Source organism: Streptomyces sp. NPDC002776, from assembly GCF_053592195.1.
In genome coordinates, this window is record NZ_JBSFVG010000008.1 from 164064 (window position 1) to 179569 (window position 15506).

A 15506-nucleotide genomic window follows, 5' to 3' on the forward strand; every position below is an offset into this window, starting at 1 on the left:
CGTCATCGCACCACCACCGCGGCCGAGTTGAATCCGCCGTATCCCCGGGCCAGCACCAGCGCGGCGCGCAGCTCGACCGGGCGGGGGGCACCGGTGACCAGGTCGAGGTGCCAGACGTCCTTGGGCCGGTCCACGTGCACCGCCGGCGGCAGCACCCCCTCGCGCAGCGCCAGCAGCGCCGCCACCAGGTCGAGCGCGGAGCCGCCGGCGCCGATCCGTCCGGTCATCGTCTTCGGCACCGCGACCGGGACGCCGTACGGCCCGAAGAGCGCTTCGATCACCTCGGCCTCGGCCGCGTCCAGCGCGGGCACCCCGGAGGCGTCGGCGAAGACGGCGTCGATGTCGTCCGGGGTCAGTCCGGCGTCGGCGAGCGCGAGCCGGGCGGCGAGGCCGAGGTTGCCGGGCCCGGTCGGCGGATCGAAGGCGGCGGCGTACCCGGCGACCTCGCCGAGCACCTGCGCGCCCCGCCGCTCGGCGGCCTGCCGCTCCTCCAGTACGACGTAGGCGGCGCCCTCGCCGGGGACGTAACCGGAGGCATCGGGGTGGAAGGGCAGGTAGGCACGGGCCGGGTGGGTGTGCGGGCTGACCTGTCCGGTGGCGAGGTGGCCCGCCCAGCCCAGCGGGCACAGTCCCGCGTCGGAGCCGCCGGCCAGCAGCACCTGGGTGCCGTCGCCGAGCCGCCGCCGGGCCTGGCCCACCGCGTCCAGTCCCCCGCACTGTTCGGTGACCAGGGTGCCGCTCGGGCCGCGCATCCCGTGCCGGATGGAGACCTGGCCGGTGCAGGCGGCGTAGAACCAGGCGAAGGACTGGTAGGCGCTGACGCTGTCGCTGCCGGTGCGCCACAGGGCGCCCATCTCGTGCTGCCCGAACTCGTAGCCGCCGGCCGAGCTGGCGGTGAACACGCCGGCGCCGGACTCCTCCAGCGCGGCGGGGTCGACGTCGGCGTCGTACAGGGCCTCGGCGGCGGCGGCGAGCGCGAGCCGGGTGAAGCGGGCGGTCTGCGGCAACAGCCTGCTGGGCACGTGCTGTTCGGCCACGAAGGAGGTGACCTCACCGGCGACCGGGACGCGGTTGACGGGGGCGTCGCGGGCCGGGCGCAGGGCGCTGACCCCGCGCAGGGTCGCCTCCCACCAGGCGCGGGTGCCGACGCCGTTGGGGGCGACGACACCGAGTCCGGTGACGGCCGCGCGCACCCGGGCGGGCGGGGCCGGGACGGGTTCGGGGGTCATTCGGGCTTCCTCAGGACGAGGGCGCTCTGCAGGCCGCCGAAGCCGCTGCCCACGCTGAGGACGGTCTTGAGGGGCTGAGCCCGCGCGGTCAAGGGCACGTAGTCGAGATCGCATTCCGGGTCCGGGGTGTGAAGGTTCGCGGTCGGCGGGATGGCGCCGTGCTCCAGGGCCAGGGCGCAGGCGGCCGCCTCCAGGGAACCGATGGCGCCCAGCGAGTGGCCGATCATCGACTTGATGGAGCTGACCGGTACGTCGTAGGCGTGCGGGCCGAGGCCGATCTTCAGCGCGTTGGTCTCGTGGACGTCGTTCTGCCGGGTCCCGGAGCCATGGGCGTTGATGTAGTCGACGGCGTCGGCGGGCAGCCGGGCCTCGTCCAGGGCGGCGGCGACGGCGGCGGCGAGTTCGGTGCCGTCCGGGCGCAGTCCGGTCATGTGGTAGGCGTTGCCGCGGGTGGCGAACCCGGCGACCTCGGCGTAGACGTGCGCGCCGCGGCGGCGGGCGTGCTCCTTCTCCTCCAGGACGAGGACGGCGCCGCCCTCGCCGAGCACGAATCCGTCGCGGTTCAGGTCGAAGGGCCGGGACGCCTCGGCGGGTTCGTCGCCCTGGTACGGCGTGGTGGCCTTGATGGCGTCGAAGGAGGCCGCGGTGATGGCGCACACGGGCGCCTCGGCCGCCCCGGCGAGCATCACGTCGGCCGATCCCTCCGCGATGATCCCGGCGGCGTGGCCGAGGGCGTCGAGCCCCGAGGTGCAGCCGGTGGAGACCATCGCGACCGGACCCTGCGCGGCGACGGTCCAGGCGACCTCGCGGGCGAGCGCGCTCGGCACCATGTAGTCGTACAGCTGCGGGACGGCATAGCGGGTGTCGGTGCGCCAGTCGCGGCCCTCGTCGCTGAGCAGCGGGTAGGCCGCGTCCAGGCTGGTGGCCGCGCCGACCGCGCAGCCGATGCTGACGCCGGTGCGCAGCGGGTCCAGACCGCCGAGCGCGAGGCCGCTGTCGGCGACCGCCTCCCAGGCACTGACCACGGCGAACTGCGCCGAGCGGTCCATGCGGTGGATCTCCCGGACCCCGAGTCCGGCGGCCGCGGGGTCGAAGTCGACCTCGGCGGCGACCCGGGAGCGGTAGCCGGAGGCGTCGAAGAAGGTGATGTGCCGGGTCGCGGCCCGGCCGCCGGTGAGCAGCGCCCAGTAGTCCTTGGTGCCGATGCCACCGGGGGCGACCACACCCAGCCCGGTGATCACTGCGCGTCGGGTCATGCGGCGATGGTCGAGGCGCAGGCTCAAGGGGTGGTGGAGGGGTGCCCGACCTGGCCGACGGGCGTACGTCGGCACACCCTCCCCCGGTGCACCGCTTCTTGACCACCCCTCTAGGCGACCTACCGACACTGCAACCGCCGTGGGCACCCCACGAGAGAGAGGTAGAGGCTCGGTGACTGCAGCTCCTCACCCCAGCATCCATCCACCGGCGGCCTCGGACGCTTCCTCGCGGACCGAGCGACTGTCCCGTGTGGTCATCCGGTTCGCAGGCGACTCCGGAGACGGCATGCAGCTGACGGGTGACCGATTCACGTCGGAGACCGCCTCGTTCGGCAACGACCTGTCGACCCTGCCGAACTTCCCCGCCGAGATCCGTGCCCCCGCCGGCACCCTGGGCGGCGTCTCCTCCTTCCAGCTGCACTTCGCGGACCACGACATCCTCACGCCCGGCGACGCCGTGGACGTGCTGGTGGCCATGAACCCGGCGGCCCTGAAGACCAACCTGGGCGACCTGCGCCCCGGCGGCGAACTCCTCGTCAACAGCGACGAGTTCGACTCCCGGGCGCTGGCCAAGGCCGGGTACGACACCTCCCCCCTGGACGACGACTCGCTCCAGGGCTACCGCCTGCACCCGGTGCCGCTGACCAGCCTCACCGTCGAGGCGCTGAAGCAGTTCGGGCTGACCCGCAAGGAGGCCCAGCGCGCCAAGAACATGTTCGCGCTCGGTCTGCTGTCCTGGATGTACCACCGGCCCACCGAGGGCACCGAGCGGTTCCTGCGGACGAAGTTCGCCAAGAAGCCGGAGATCGCGGCCGCCAACGTGGCCGCGTTCAAGGCCGGCTGGAACTTCGGCGAGACGACGGAGGATTTCGCGGTCTCCTACGAGATCGCCCCGGCGGCGAACACGTTCCCGTCCGGCACCTACCGCAACATCTCCGGCAACCTCGCCCTGTCCTACGGTCTGCTCACCGCGGCCCGGCAGGCGGACCTGCCGCTCTTCCTGGGCTCGTACCCCATCACTCCGGCCTCCGACATCCTGCACGAGCTGAGCCGGCACAAGAACTTCGGGGTGCGGACCTTCCAGGCGGAGGACGAGATCGCGGCGGCCGGCGCGGCGCTCGGCGCGGCGTTCGGCGGTTCGCTGGCGGTGACCTCCAACTCGGGCCCCGGGATGGCGCTCAAGAGCGAGACGATCGGTCTGGCCGTCGCCCTCGAACTGCCCATGGTCATCGTCGACATCCAGCGCGGCGGCCCCTCGACGGGCCTGCCGACCAAGACCGAGCAGGCCGACCTGCTCCAGACGATGTACGGGCGCAACGGCGAGGCTCCGGTGCCGATCGTGGCGCCGCAGACGCCCGCCGACTGTTTCGACGCGGCGCTGGAGGCGGTCCGCATCGCCGTGACCTACCGCACCCCGGTCTATCTGCTCAGCGACGGCTACCTGGCCAACGGCACCGAGCCGTGGCGGATCCCCGAGCTGCACGAACTGCCGGACCTGCGGGTGAACTTCGCCGACGGGCCCAACCACACGTTGGGGGACGGCACCGAGGTCTTCTGGCCGTACAAGCGCGACCCGCTGACCCTGGCCCGCCCCTGGGCGATCCCGGGCACCCCGGGTCTGGAGCACCGCGTCGGCGGCATCGAGAAGCAGGACGGCACGGGCGACATCTCCTACGACCCGGCCAACCACGACTTCATGGTGCGCACCCGGCAGCGGAAGATCGACGGCGTCTGGGTGCCCGACCTGGAGGCCGACGACCCGCACGGCGCCGACACCCTGGTGCTGGGCTGGGGTTCGACCTACGGCCCGGTCACCGCGGCCGTGCGCCGGCTGCGCACCGCCGGGGAGCGGATCGCGCAGGCGCATCTGCGCCATCTCAGCCCCTTCCCGCGCAACCTCGGCGAGGTCCTCGGGCGTTACCGGCGGGTCGTGGTCCCCGAGATGAACCTCGGCCAGCTCGCGGCCCTGCTGCGTGCCCGGTACCTGGTCGACGTACGCAGCCACACCCAGGTGAGCGGCATGCCCTTCAAGGCGGAGCAGCTCGCCGCGGTCCTGAAGGAGGAGATCCATGCCGGCTGACCTGCTCGCCCGTGACTTCAAGTCCGACCAGGAGGTGCGCTGGTGCCCCGGGTGCGGTGACTACGCGATCCTCGCGGCCGTGCAGGGCTTCATGCCCGAGCTCGGGGTGGCACGGGAGAACATCGTCTTCATCTCCGGGATCGGCTGCTCCTCGCGCTTCCCGTACTACATGAACACCTACGGCATGCACTCCATCCACGGCCGTGCCCCGGCGATCGCCACCGGCCTGTCCGTGACCCGGCCGGACCTGAGCGTGTGGGTGGTGACCGGCGACGGCGACGCGCTGTCCATCGGCGGCAACCATCTGATCCACGCCCTGCGCCGCAATGTGAACCTCAAGATCCTGCTGTTCAACAACCGCATCTACGGCCTGACCAAGGGCCAGTACAGCCCGACCAGCGAACTGGGGAAGATCACCAAGTCGACGCCGATGGGCTCGCTCGACGCGCCCTTCAACCCGGTGTCGCTGGCGCTCGGCGCCGAGGCCACCTTCGTGGCCCGGACCGTCGACTCCGACCGCAAGCACCTCACCGAGGTGCTGCGCGCGGCCCATCAGCACCCGGGCACCGCGCTGGTGGAGATCTACCAGAACTGCAACATCTTCAACGACGGCGCCTTCGAGGTCCTCAAGGACAAGCAGCAGGCGCAGGAGTCGGTGATCCGGCTGGAGCACGGCCGGCCCGTCCGCTTCGGTGCGGACGGCGCCAAGGGTGTCGTGCGCGACCCGGCCACCGGCGATCTGGAGGTGGTCGAGGTGACCGGCGAGAACGAGGACCGCGTCCTCGTCCACGACGCCCACGCGGCCTCTCCCACCACCGCCTTCGCGCTGTCCCGGCTCGCGGATCCGCAGACCCTGCACCACACGCCGATCGGTGTCTTCAGGGACATCGAACGGCCGGTCTACGACCGGCAGTTGGCCGACCAGCTGGAAGCCGCGGTCGAACAGCACGGCAAGGGCGACCTCGCGGCCGTCCTGGCAGGCAGCGACACATGGAGCCGCTGATCCGTTCCCGCCCCACCCGTATGTAAGGAGACCCAGTGAGCTTCGCAGCTGCCGCCAACTCCGAGTGGCTGACCACGACAGTGATCGGCGGCGTCGCGCTGACGCTGCTGGTGGGTGTGGCCTTCGCGGTCTGCGCCCGGCGCTTCGGCCAGCCGGCCGTGGTCGGTGAGATCGCCGCGGGCATCTGCCTGGGCCCCAGTCTGCTCGGTCTGCTGCCCGGCGATCTCCCGAACCAGTTCTTTCCGCCCGAGGCACGCGCCCATCTGGGCACCGCCGCCCAGATCGGCCTGATCCTCTTCATGTTCGTCATCGGCTGGGAGTTCGACGGCACCAGCTTCAGCGGACGCCGCAAGTCCACCGGCATCATCTGGCTGAGCTCGATCGCCTGCCCGCTCGCCCTCGGCATGGGCCTCGCCGCGCTGATCTACGGCACCTACGGCACGGTGAACGGCAAACAGGTGGGGATGTTCGAGTTCACCCTCTACCTCGGCGTGGCCATGTCGATCACGGCCTTCCCGGTGCTGGCCCGCATCGTCGCCGACCAGGGCCTGCAGTTCAGCCGGGCCGGAGCGCTCTCGCTGGCGCTGGCCGCGGCCGACGACGTCCTGGCGTGGTGCATGCTCGCCCTGGTCGTGGCGCTGGTGACGGCCACCGGCACGGGCGCGTTCATCACGATGCTGCTGTGGTCGCTGGTGTACGTGGCCGGCATGCTGTGGATCGTCAAGCCGCTGCTGCGCAAGGCCACCGCGAAGATGCGGGACTCGGCGATGCAGTACGTCATGGTGATCGCCGCCTGCGGTGCCTTCGGCTCCGCCTGGCTCACCTCCGAGATCGGCATCCACGCCATCTTCGGCGCGTTCTTCTTCGGCCTGGTCATGCCCCGGGACCGCAGGCTGATGCAGTCGGCCTTCGGCCCGACCGAGAAGGCCAGCAAGCTGCTGCTGCCCCTGTTCTTCGTGGTGACCGGCCTGTCCGTCGACCTCACCACGATCACCGGCGGCGGCCTGATGGTGATGCTCGCCGTGATCGCGGTGGCCTGCATCGGCAAGCTCGGCGGTGTGGCGATCCCGGCCAAGCTGACCGGGATGAACTGGCGCGACGCCACCGTGCTCGGGCTGCTGATGAACACTCGTGGCCTGACCGAGCTGGTGATCCTCAACGTCGGTCTCCAACTCGGCCTGCTCTCCGTCGAGTTGTTCAGCGCCATGGTGATCATGGCCCTGGTCACCACCGCGATGGCCGCGCCGCTGCTGACCCGGCTGCTGGCCAGGCCCAACGAGCGCGCCCATGAGGAGCTGCTGAGGTCCCGTCCCGCGGTTTCCGCGCTCTCCTCCCCAAAGTGACTGAAAGGCAGGCACGCACCATGGACTTCGCCTGGACCGAGGAACAGAGGCAGGCGTACGACCGCACCCTGGCCGCCGTGCGCGAGGCGTTCCCCGCCAGTGACGGCACGGCCGAGTACTACGACCGCGGCGACTGGACGCAGCTCGGCAAGCTGGGCCTGCTGGGGCTCTCCGTGCCCGCCGAGTACGGCGGTGGCGGGCTCGGCGCCCTGGACACCGCACGTCAGGTGGAGGCCCTCGGCCGCGGCTGCGACCGCACCGGGCTGGTCTTCGGCGCCTCGGCGCACCTGTTCGCCTGCGCCATGCCGATCGTCGACTTCGGCAGCCCGGCCCTCAAGTCCCGGATCCTGCCCGGGATGTGCTCGGGCGAGCTGATCGCCGGCAACGCCATGACGGAGGACGAGGCGGGTTCCGACGTCTCCCGTCTCGCCACGGTCGGCGAACGCACCGACGGCGGTTGGATCCTCAACGGCGAGAAGAGCTTCGTCACCAACGGTCCGGCCGCGCACGTCTTCACGACGTACGCGACGACCGACCCCAAGGCGGGCTATCTCGGCGTCACCGGGTTCGTGGTGGAGCGCGGCGCTCCCGGTCTGACGATCGGGGAGCCCTTCGAGAAGATGGGCATGGCCCATGTCCCGGCCGGGCGGCTGACGTTCGAGAACTGCTTCGTGCCCGACGAGCAGGTCCTCGGTGAGGAGGGCCAGGGCGGCTTCATCTTCCAGCACTCGATGGGCTGGGAGCGGTGCTGTCTGTTCGCCGGCTTCCTCGGCCTCGCGGACCATCTGCTGGACCGGGCCGTCGAGCACGCCCGCACCCGCCGGCAGTCGGGGCGCCGGATCTCCCAGTTCCAGGCCGTGTCGCACCGGATCGCGGACATGAAGCTGCGCACCGAGAGCGCCCGGCTGCTGCTGTACCGCGCCGCCTGGGAGATGGACCGCGGCGGCCCGGCCACCCTGTGGATCGCCCTGTCCAAGCTGGCGGTCTCCGAGAGTGTGGTCGCCACGGCGCTGGACGCCATCCGGCACTTCGGCGGTCGCGGCTACCAGCGCGCCGAGGGCATCGAGGCCGCCCTGCGGGACGCGGTGCCCTCCGTCATCTTCTCCGGCACATCGGACATCCAGCGCGACATCATCTCCAGGGAGCTGGGACTATGAGCACCAACGTCAGCCTGCACCGCCTGCTGTACGACTCCGCCCGGCGCAACCCGTACGCCGTGGCGGTGCACGGGGCGGACGGCCCCGTCGACTACCGGACGCTGGACCGCCGCGCGGACCGGTATGCCGCGGCCCTGCTGGAGAGCGGGGTGGGCGTCGGCGACCGGGTGATCATCTGGAGCCACAAGAGCGTCGACGCGATCGCCGTGATGCAGGCCGCGTTGCGCATCGGCGCCCTGTACGTGCCGGTCACCGGCTCCAACCCGCCCGCCCGGGTGGCCCGGATCGCGGCCGGCTGCGAGCCGAAGCTGGTCGTGGCCGACGCGGGCGGGGTGGAGCGGGCCCGGTCCACGGAGTTCGACGCGGCACCGCTGGCCGGCTTCGAGGAGCTGTTCGGCCGGGCCGAGGACGGGGTGCGCCCGCCGCAGTTCCGCAACGAGCCGGACGACCCGGCGTACATCCTCTACACCTCGGGCTCCACCGGTGAGCCCAAGGGCGTGATGATCAGCCACCGCAACGCGCTGGCCTTCGTGGACTGGGCGGTGGAGGAGCTCCAGCTCACCGTCTCCGACCGGCTGTCCAACCACGCGCCGTTCAACTTCGACCTCTCGGTCTTCGACCTGTACGGCGCCTTCGCCTCCGGCGCCTCGGTGCATCTGGTCCCCGAGGAGCTGGCCTACGCCCCGCTGCAGCTGGCCGAGTTCATGCGGCAGCGGCTGATCACCGTCTGGTACTCGGTGCCGTCCGCGATCAGCCTGATGATGCGGGAGGGCGGTCTGCTGGACGGGCCTCCCCCGTCGTCGTTGCGGGTCTGTCTGTTCGCCGGCGAGCCGTTCGCCATCCACCACGTCCAGGAGCTGCGCAAGGCCTGGCCCGGGGTGCGGCTGCTGAACTGGTACGGGCCGACCGAGACCAACGTCTGCACCTCCTACGAGGTCACCGAGGCCGACCTGAAGCGCGACACCCCGCTGCCGATCGGCACGGCCTGCTCCGGTGACACCGTCACCCTGGACGGCCCCGAGGGCGGTGAGGGCGAGGTCGTGGTGACCGGCCCGACGGTGATGCTCGGCTACTGGGGGCGCGGCCCCCACGAGGGCGCCTACCGCACCGGTGACATCGCCCGGCTCGGGGCGGACGGGAACCTGGAGTACGTCGGACGCCGCGACCACATGGTGAAGGTGCGCGGCAACCGGATCGAGCTGGGCGAGATCGAGGCGGCCATCGGCACCCTCGAGTCCGTCGCCGAGGTGACGGTCCTGGTGATCGGCACCGGCCTCACGTCCCAACTGCACGCGGTCGTCGTCCCCTCGCCGGGACAGCGGCCCTCCCTGCTCGCCATCAAACGCCGCTGTGCGGAAAGGTTGCCCACCTATATGAACATCGATCGTTTGCACATCGCCGAGGATCTGCCGAGGACACCCAACGGCAAGCTGCACCGGGCCGCGCTCGTCACGGCCGTAGAGGCGGGTGAGCTGTGATGCAGACCGCCATGCCCACGATGGCCTCGTCCGTCGACATCCAGCTGTTCCGTACCGTCATGGCGTCGCTGGCCAGCGGCGTCTCCATCGTGACCACCCTGGACAAGGAGGACGAGCCGCGCGGTCTGACCTGCTCCGCGGTGTGCAGCGTCTCCGTGGACCCGCCGCTGGTGCTGGCGAGCGTCAGCAACCGCAGCGGCACGCTGCGCGCGGTGCTGGACCGGGCCCAGTTCTCGGTCAACATCCTGGGCTCGCAGGGCCAGATGGCCTCGCAGCTGTTCGCCTCCGGCGCGACCGACAAGTTCGAGCGTGTCCGCTGGACCCCGGGTCCGGCCACCGGCACTCCCCTGCTCGCGGTCAACGTGGGCCACGCGGAGTGCGAACTGCACGACGCGGTGGAGGCCGGCGACCACACCCTCCTGATAGGCCGGGTGGTGGGCGGCGGCACGGCGGAGGACCGCTTCCCGCTGACCTACTGGCGCGGTGCCTACGCCCGCCTCCTGCCCAACGCGGGCTGATCAGCCCCCGCCCGGCCTCCCCCCGAAGCCCGCCACCGACCTCGGTGGCGGGCTTCGGGGTGCACGCCCCGGCACCCGGTGCCGGACTGCCCCGTACGCCGGCACGCCGCCCCCTTGGTGAGGGAGCGGCGTGCCGGGTCGGGATCGGTCGGGTCAGCGGGATGCCGCCGACGTCACCGAGGTCACGTTGTCGCGGGTCAGCAGCCGGCGGAAGTCCGCGGGGGCCGCGGTCTTGACCCACCAGAGCATCCTCAGGCGCTTGGGGATCGTGAAGTGGTAGACCTTGGCCGCCGGGTCACCGAAGGCGTACAGCGGGGGGATGAACTTCTCCCGGCGCAGGTCGGCGAAAATGCTGTCCGCCACCGGGGCCGGGGAGACCTCGCCGTCGCCGACGCGTTCGATGGCCCGCAGCGAGCGGTCGATGACGCCCCGCAGGCCCTCGGGCACATGGAACCAGATGCCGCCCAGCTCGAACCGCTCCACCGGCGTCCAGTCCCGGCCGCCGGCGCTCGACTCGCAGTCCAGCCGGGCCCGCTTGAGCGACAGGTCCGCGAGGATCTGCCACAGCAGCCACACCCGGGAGAAGGCGTTGAACAGCTCGAAGTCCCGGCTCGCGATGCGCGCGCAGCGCAGCCAGCGGTCGTTGAAGGTGTTCAGGTCGTCCTGGAAGGCCGCCACCCGGGCGAACGGCGCCGTGCCGAAGTCGTCGCGCCGCACGGCCGGGACGAGGGCGCTCGCCAGGGCGTGCACCACTTCCGTGGCCATCGTGACGTCCCGGGACAGGAACAGGTCGTTGCGCGCGGCCGTCCGCTCCAGCGCGAACCAGCGGTCCCCGTACGTCCGCGAGGCCGTCCGCTGCCACAGGGGGGCCGTGGTCCACGGCCGGACCGCGGTGGCGTCGGTGAACTGCTTCTCCAGGTCGGGGAACTGCTCGACGACCGTCCGGAACGCCTTCTCGGGGTCCTCCGGCAGATGCGCCCAGCGCTCGGGGTCGAGGCTGAGCGTGACGCCGGTGGCCGGGTTGGCGCCCTGGGCGTGGTTGTCGAACCGGACGAGCTGGACCCAGCCGCCGTCGAACAGATGGTGGACGGTGCCCTCGGACCAGGCGGTGGCCTTCGGGTAGTCCGCGGTGGGCCGCACGTCCTCGTACGGCGTCACCCCGGTCATGTGGGTGGCGATGACCCGTGAGCGCAGTCCGAGCCGCGGCTCGGGGTCGTCGCCGCCGTTCTTGGCGACCAGGAAGGAGCCGGGACCGCTGACGTCGACCAGGTAGCGGGCCTTCCAGACATGCCCGTCGGTGGTCTCGATCCGCGCCCCGTCGTCCTCGGTCCACGCGTCGGTCGCCTGCACCCCGTGCGAGAGCACCGCGGCGCCGTACCGGTGCGCGATGCGCTGGGTGTACGCGTCGACCGTGCGCCGCTCCAGATGCCACTCGGCGTGCTCGCCGGGCACGTTGAACTGGACGCTCTCCTCGGGGTTCTGCCGCCGGCCGGGCCGGTGGTAGAGGAAGCCGAGGCTCTTCTTGACGCCGCTGTCCCGCCGTACCTCCGCGGGCAGGTCCGGGAAGAGCCCGAACGCGGCGATCTCCGGGATGTCGAAACGCTTGGCCAGCAGCAGGAACACCTCGGCCGTGTAGGGCACGGTGGTCTCGCCGGAGGGCTCGCTGCGGTCCTCGGCGCTCGGCACCACCAGCACCCGTACACCCTGGCGGGCCAGCACCGCGGCGAGCAGGCCGCCCGCCATGGTGCCGCCCAGGACGGCCACGTCGTACCTCTCCCGGGGATCCGCGGGAGGAGCCGCGCGCTCGCCGGCGGGGGCGGTTCGGTTGATCTTCATGGGTTCAACTCCCCTCATTCGCTCCCTGGACGCGCGTGGGCGCCGGTCCCACCGGGACCGGCGCCGAACGCGTCATCAGAAGATGCGCTTGCCGCGCAGCTTCGCCTTGACGGCCTCCCGCCCGTTGCCCGTCATCATCCGCTTGACGACCGGGTCGGCCTCGGTGTGCAGCCAGCGCGCGGTCTTCAGGATCGTCTTGGGCCCGGGGATCATGAAGCGCAGCTTGCGCTCCGAGAAGCCGAAGTTCTTCGGCACGAAGTTCACGGTCTCAAGCTGCTCGTAGATCGTGTCCGCGGCCTCGCGCGCGGTGGTCCGGCCGGCCTCGTAGTCGAGCACCTGGTTGATCATGAGGTCGTACAGTTCCTTGAAGCCGTCGTGGTCCGGCCAGTACAGGCCGAGGTGCGGGGCCTTCTCCAGGTCCTTGAAGTGCTGCTCGCTGCCGTCCTTGAAGTACTTGAACAGGCCCTCGGAGAGCCGGTAGGTACCGGCGTTGGCGCCCCAGGCCCACATCCGGTAGACGGCCGTCCACAGGTCGTAGTCGCTCCAGGAGATGAAGGAGGCGTTGACCAGCGAGTCGTTGTAGTCGAACAGGCCCTGCTGCATCTTGTCGACGTAGTCGAAGCGCTCGCGGGAGAAGTCGCCGTCCTTGACGGCCTCCAGCAGCCGCCAGGTGAGGCTGTTGATGGCCTCGGCGGTGTTGGACAGACCGCGCGAGTACAGCGGGTCGAGGAAGCCGGCCGCGTGCGACAGCAGGAACCAGCGGTCGCCCGCGCACTGCCGCGAGGAGTACTGGAGCCGGTCGGTGGAGACCCAGTTGCGCACCGCGCGGGCGCCCTCGTACTGGCGGGCGATGTCCGGGAAGCGCTCGGCGTAGGAGAAGAACTCCTCCTCCGGCGTCATGTCCGCGGACTTGGGGTACTTGCGCGGGTCGAGGGTGAGGCCGACGCTGCACAGCGGGTTGCGGGACATCTCGTGGTTGTCGAAGCCGATCACCCAGAACCAGCCGCGCTCGAACATGTGGTGCACCGTGCCCTGGTACCAGGGCGAGGGCGGGGTGTCCGCGGCGCTGCGGTGGGTGAACAGGTCGTCCGTCTTGCGGACGTTGGTCATGTGGTTCCACATGGACCGGGAGTGGTGGGCGAACCGGCAGGGGTCCTCGCGCAGGTTGAACTTGTCCGCGAGCGGCGAGCGGTAACCACTGGCGTCGACGACGTACTTGGCGCGGTACTGCTCGCCCTCGGCCGTGCTGAGCGTGACCCCGCTGTCGTCGAAGTCGACGTCGGCGACCCGGAAGTTCTGCCGGGAGTCGGCGCCGTACTTCAGGGCCACATGGAACATGTACGCGTCGGTGTCCTGGCGGTACAGGTGGCTCGCCTCGTGCAGCAGGCCCGGGGTGCCGAACTGGTTGACCTCCTGCGGGTCCTGGTCCTGGCCCTCGTGGTGCAGCAGGAAGCTGAAGTGCTTCTTCACACCGAACTTGGGGCCGAGCAGCTTGGTGCTGTTGGTGAAGGTGGCCAGCGTCTTGATCTCCGGCACGTCGTAGCGCTCGGCGATGGTGCGCAGGCACACCAGGGTGTACGGGATGGTCGACTCGCCGATGGCGAAGCGCGGGTGGGCCGCGGCGTCCAGGAGCAGGACCTTGACGCCGTTGCGGGCCAGCACGGCGGCGAGCATGGAGCCGGCGATGCCGGACCCCAGGATCGCCACGTCGTAGACCGGCGCCGGGCCACTGACCAGGGCGGGACTGTCGGACACGGGGAACTCCTCTGGCTTGTCGGGCTGCTGGTCTTCGGGATCCGGTTCGGGTGCGGTCACTCGGGCTCGGGCACCCGGAAGGCCCGTCCGATCACCGGCCAGCCCGCGGCCATGTGCTTGAGCTCCTCGGCGAGCTGGAACTCGTCGCGGTCGAAGCGCTTCTTCATGAAGAGCGTGAGCCCTTCCCAGGTCAGGTCACCGATTTCCTTGGGGGCCTTGGTCCGCGCCCAGCGCAGCGTCTTCGCCAGCTTGAGCGGGTTCACCTCGGTCCAGTGGACGTCGGGGTCGTCCAGGCCGAACACCGGCGGAATGAAGTCGGCCTTGCCGAGCAGCCCCATGATGTGGTCGGAGGCTTCCCGGTGCTCGCGGCGGCCGTTCTGGACGTCCTGGATCGTCTCGCTCATGGCCTTGAGCAGCTCGCGCGCCGGCGCGTAGTCGGGGATGGCCCCGTTGGGCGCCTGGCGCTCCAGGCGTTCCAGGACCTTCGGGTCGTGGTTCTCCAGGAAGCGGGCGTAGCCGCGGTTGATCTCGAAGGTGGCCAGCGCCTGGCTGAGCACCCAGGAGCGGTAGTAGGCGTTCCAGAGGAACCAGCTCTTGGTGCCGGTGTAGGCGTTGGCGACCAGGTCGTCGTTGAAGTCGAGCAGGCCCTGCTCCAGCTCCTGGACGTACTCGAACCGCTCGACGGCGAAGTCGTCCTCCTTGATGGCGTCCAGCAGGCGCCAGGTCAGGGCGTGGATGATCTCCATGGTGTTGGACAGGCCGCGCGAGAAGAGCGCGTCCACGAACCCGGCCGCGTGCGAGGTCAGGCACCAGCGGTAGCCGACGGTCTGCTTGGAGGAGTACTGCAGCCGGTCGGTGCGCACCCAGTCCCGGACCGTGATGGCGTCCGCGAACTGCGGTGCGATGTCGGGGTACTTGGCGATGAAGTTGCGGAACTCCTCCTCGGGGGAGCAGTCCGGCGTCGGGTAAATCCGCGGGTCGAGGTTGAGGCCCACGCTGCACAGCGGGTTGGTGGCGCGCGGGTGGTTGTCGAAGGGGATGACCCACATCCAGCCACCCTCGAACATGTGGTGCAGGGTGCCCTGGCTCCACGGGCTCGGGTTCTTGTGGCTGCCCTTGGGGACGGTGTCCTCCCAGGGCTTCACGTTGATCATGTGGGTGAACAGCGAGCGCGACTGGTGGCGCAGCCGGCTGGGCTCCTCGCGCAGGCCGAACTTCTCGGCCAGCGGGGAGCGGTGGCCGCTCGCGTCGACGACGAACTTCACCCGCACCGGGTCCCCGGCCGTCGGTATGACGGTCACGCCGTCGTCGTCGAACTCCGCGTCGACGATCTTCGTCTGCTGGCGGACGTCGGCGCCGTACTTGATGGCCACGGCCAGCATCCAGGCGTCGACGTCCTGGCGGAAGAAGTGGTTCTCGGTGTGGGTGATCTTCGGGATCGGGAACATGCTGGTTTCCAGCGGGTTCTGCCGGGCGCCCTCGCGGTGGTAGAGGAAGCCGAAGTTGCGCTTCACACCGCAGTTGGTGGAGATCTTCGACTGCACGGACTCGAAGGTGGTGAGCCACTTGATCTCGGGCACGTCATAGCGCTCGCTGACGAGGCGCATCAGCATCGAGGTGTACGGGATGGTCGACTCGCCGACGGCGAAACGGGGGTGGGTGCCCGCGTCGAGGACGAGCACCTTGGCGCCGTTGCGGGCGAGGCAGGCGGCCAGTGTGGTACCCGCCAGACCCGACCCCAGGATGGCCACATCGTACTGCGGCGACGTGGGGTGCTTCGAGCGAGTCGGCATGAGCCTCTCCTTGGTCGATCCGGGCATCCGTTTCGGGCAAGTTAGGGCCACCGACTCA

At 70.7% G+C, this 15506-nt stretch carries 11 protein-coding genes; 6 read left to right on the plus strand and 5 right to left on the minus strand.

What is annotated here, in order from left to right:
• Window positions 1-2 precede the first annotated feature (2 nt).
• Window positions 3-1229: a beta-ketoacyl synthase N-terminal-like domain-containing protein gene (locus ACWD11_RS18430; protein ID WP_389419967.1), complete on the minus strand. Its 1227-nt coding sequence runs from the start codon at window positions 1227-1229 to the stop codon at window positions 3-5.
• Entirely contained in the window at window positions 1226-2485 is a 1260-nt protein-coding gene (locus ACWD11_RS18435) for a beta-ketoacyl-[acyl-carrier-protein] synthase family protein (RefSeq protein ID WP_451284095.1), read from the minus strand. Before ACWD11_RS18435 ends, ACWD11_RS18430 begins: the two co-directional genes overlap by 4 nt.
• A 196-nt stretch (window positions 2486-2681) precedes the next feature.
• Here ACWD11_RS18435 and ACWD11_RS18440 point away from each other — a divergent pair, with 196 nt between their 5' ends.
• From ACWD11_RS18440 to ACWD11_RS18465, 6 genes are read left to right on the plus strand one after another with little or no spacing between them, the layout of a single operon-like run.
• A complete protein-coding gene (locus ACWD11_RS18440) occupies window positions 2682-4565 on the plus strand; it encodes a 2-oxoacid:acceptor oxidoreductase subunit alpha (protein ID WP_389420087.1) in 1884 nt (627 codons plus the stop codon).
• Complete coding sequence (locus tag ACWD11_RS18445; protein ID WP_389419969.1) at window positions 4555-5568, plus strand: 2-oxoacid:ferredoxin oxidoreductase subunit beta; 1014 nt, start codon at window positions 4555-4557, stop codon at window positions 5566-5568. Before ACWD11_RS18440 ends, ACWD11_RS18445 begins: the two co-directional genes overlap by 11 nt.
• 35 nt (window positions 5569-5603) lie before the next feature.
• Window positions 5604-6911, plus strand: a complete 1308-nt coding sequence (locus ACWD11_RS18450) for a cation:proton antiporter (RefSeq protein ID WP_389419970.1) — start codon at window positions 5604-5606, stop codon at window positions 6909-6911.
• Window positions 6912-6931: 20 nt separating this feature from the next.
• Window positions 6932-8068, plus strand: coding sequence for an acyl-CoA dehydrogenase family protein (locus ACWD11_RS18455; protein WP_451284265.1), 1137 nt, complete (start codon window positions 6932-6934; stop codon window positions 8066-8068).
• Window positions 8065-9546: an amino acid adenylation domain-containing protein gene (locus ACWD11_RS18460; protein ID WP_451284098.1), complete on the plus strand. Its 1482-nt coding sequence runs from the start codon at window positions 8065-8067 to the stop codon at window positions 9544-9546. Before ACWD11_RS18455 ends, ACWD11_RS18460 begins: the two co-directional genes overlap by 4 nt.
• Window positions 9546-10064, plus strand: coding sequence for a flavin reductase family protein (locus tag ACWD11_RS18465; RefSeq protein ID WP_389419972.1), 519 nt, complete (start codon window positions 9546-9548; stop codon window positions 10062-10064). Before ACWD11_RS18460 ends, ACWD11_RS18465 begins: the two co-directional genes overlap by 1 nt.
• 153 nt (window positions 10065-10217) lie before the next feature.
• Here ACWD11_RS18465 and ACWD11_RS18470 read toward each other — a convergent pair whose 3' ends face one another.
• The 3 genes from ACWD11_RS18470 to ACWD11_RS18480 form a co-directional block, all read right to left on the minus strand.
• On the minus strand, window positions 10218-11900 hold the full coding sequence (locus ACWD11_RS18470) for an NAD(P)/FAD-dependent oxidoreductase (protein WP_389419973.1): 1683 nt from the start codon (window positions 11898-11900) through the stop codon (window positions 10218-10220).
• A 75-nt stretch (window positions 11901-11975) separates the two neighbouring features.
• The gene (locus ACWD11_RS18475) at window positions 11976-13655 is read right to left on the minus strand and encodes an NAD(P)/FAD-dependent oxidoreductase (protein WP_451284101.1); all 1680 of its coding nucleotides are present in this window, start codon (window positions 13653-13655) and stop codon (window positions 11976-11978) included.
• Between the two features lie 56 nt (window positions 13656-13711).
• Window positions 13712-15448 (minus strand): NAD(P)/FAD-dependent oxidoreductase, encoded by a 1737-nt coding sequence (locus tag ACWD11_RS18480; protein ID WP_451284103.1) that lies wholly within the window; start codon window positions 15446-15448, stop codon window positions 13712-13714.
• Window positions 15449-15506 lie beyond the last annotated feature (58 nt).

Excerpts from the sequence above, each read along its gene's own strand:
- ACWD11_RS18430 (WP_389419967.1), bottom strand. The coding sequence starts at position 1,229 with ATGACCCCCGAACCCGTCCCGGCCCCGCCCGCCCGGGTGCGCGCGGCC.
- ACWD11_RS18435 (WP_451284095.1), bottom strand. The coding sequence starts at position 2,485 with ATGACCCGACGCGCAGTGATCACCGGGCTGGGTGTGGTCGCCCCCGGT.
- ACWD11_RS18445 (WP_389419969.1), top strand. The coding sequence starts at position 4,555 with ATGCCGGCTGACCTGCTCGCCCGTGACTTCAAGTCCGACCAGGAGGTG.
- ACWD11_RS18455 (WP_451284265.1), top strand. The coding sequence starts at position 6,932 with ATGGACTTCGCCTGGACCGAGGAACAGAGGCAGGCGTACGACCGCACC.
- ACWD11_RS18460 (WP_451284098.1), top strand. The coding sequence starts at position 8,065 with ATGAGCACCAACGTCAGCCTGCACCGCCTGCTGTACGACTCCGCCCGG.
- ACWD11_RS18465 (WP_389419972.1), top strand. The coding sequence starts at position 9,546 with ATGCAGACCGCCATGCCCACGATGGCCTCGTCCGTCGACATCCAGCTG.
- ACWD11_RS18470 (WP_389419973.1), bottom strand. The coding sequence starts at position 11,900 with ATGAAGATCAACCGAACCGCCCCCGCCGGCGAGCGCGCGGCTCCTCCC.
- ACWD11_RS18480 (WP_451284103.1), bottom strand. The coding sequence starts at position 15,448 with ATGCCGACTCGCTCGAAGCACCCCACGTCGCCGCAGTACGATGTGGCC.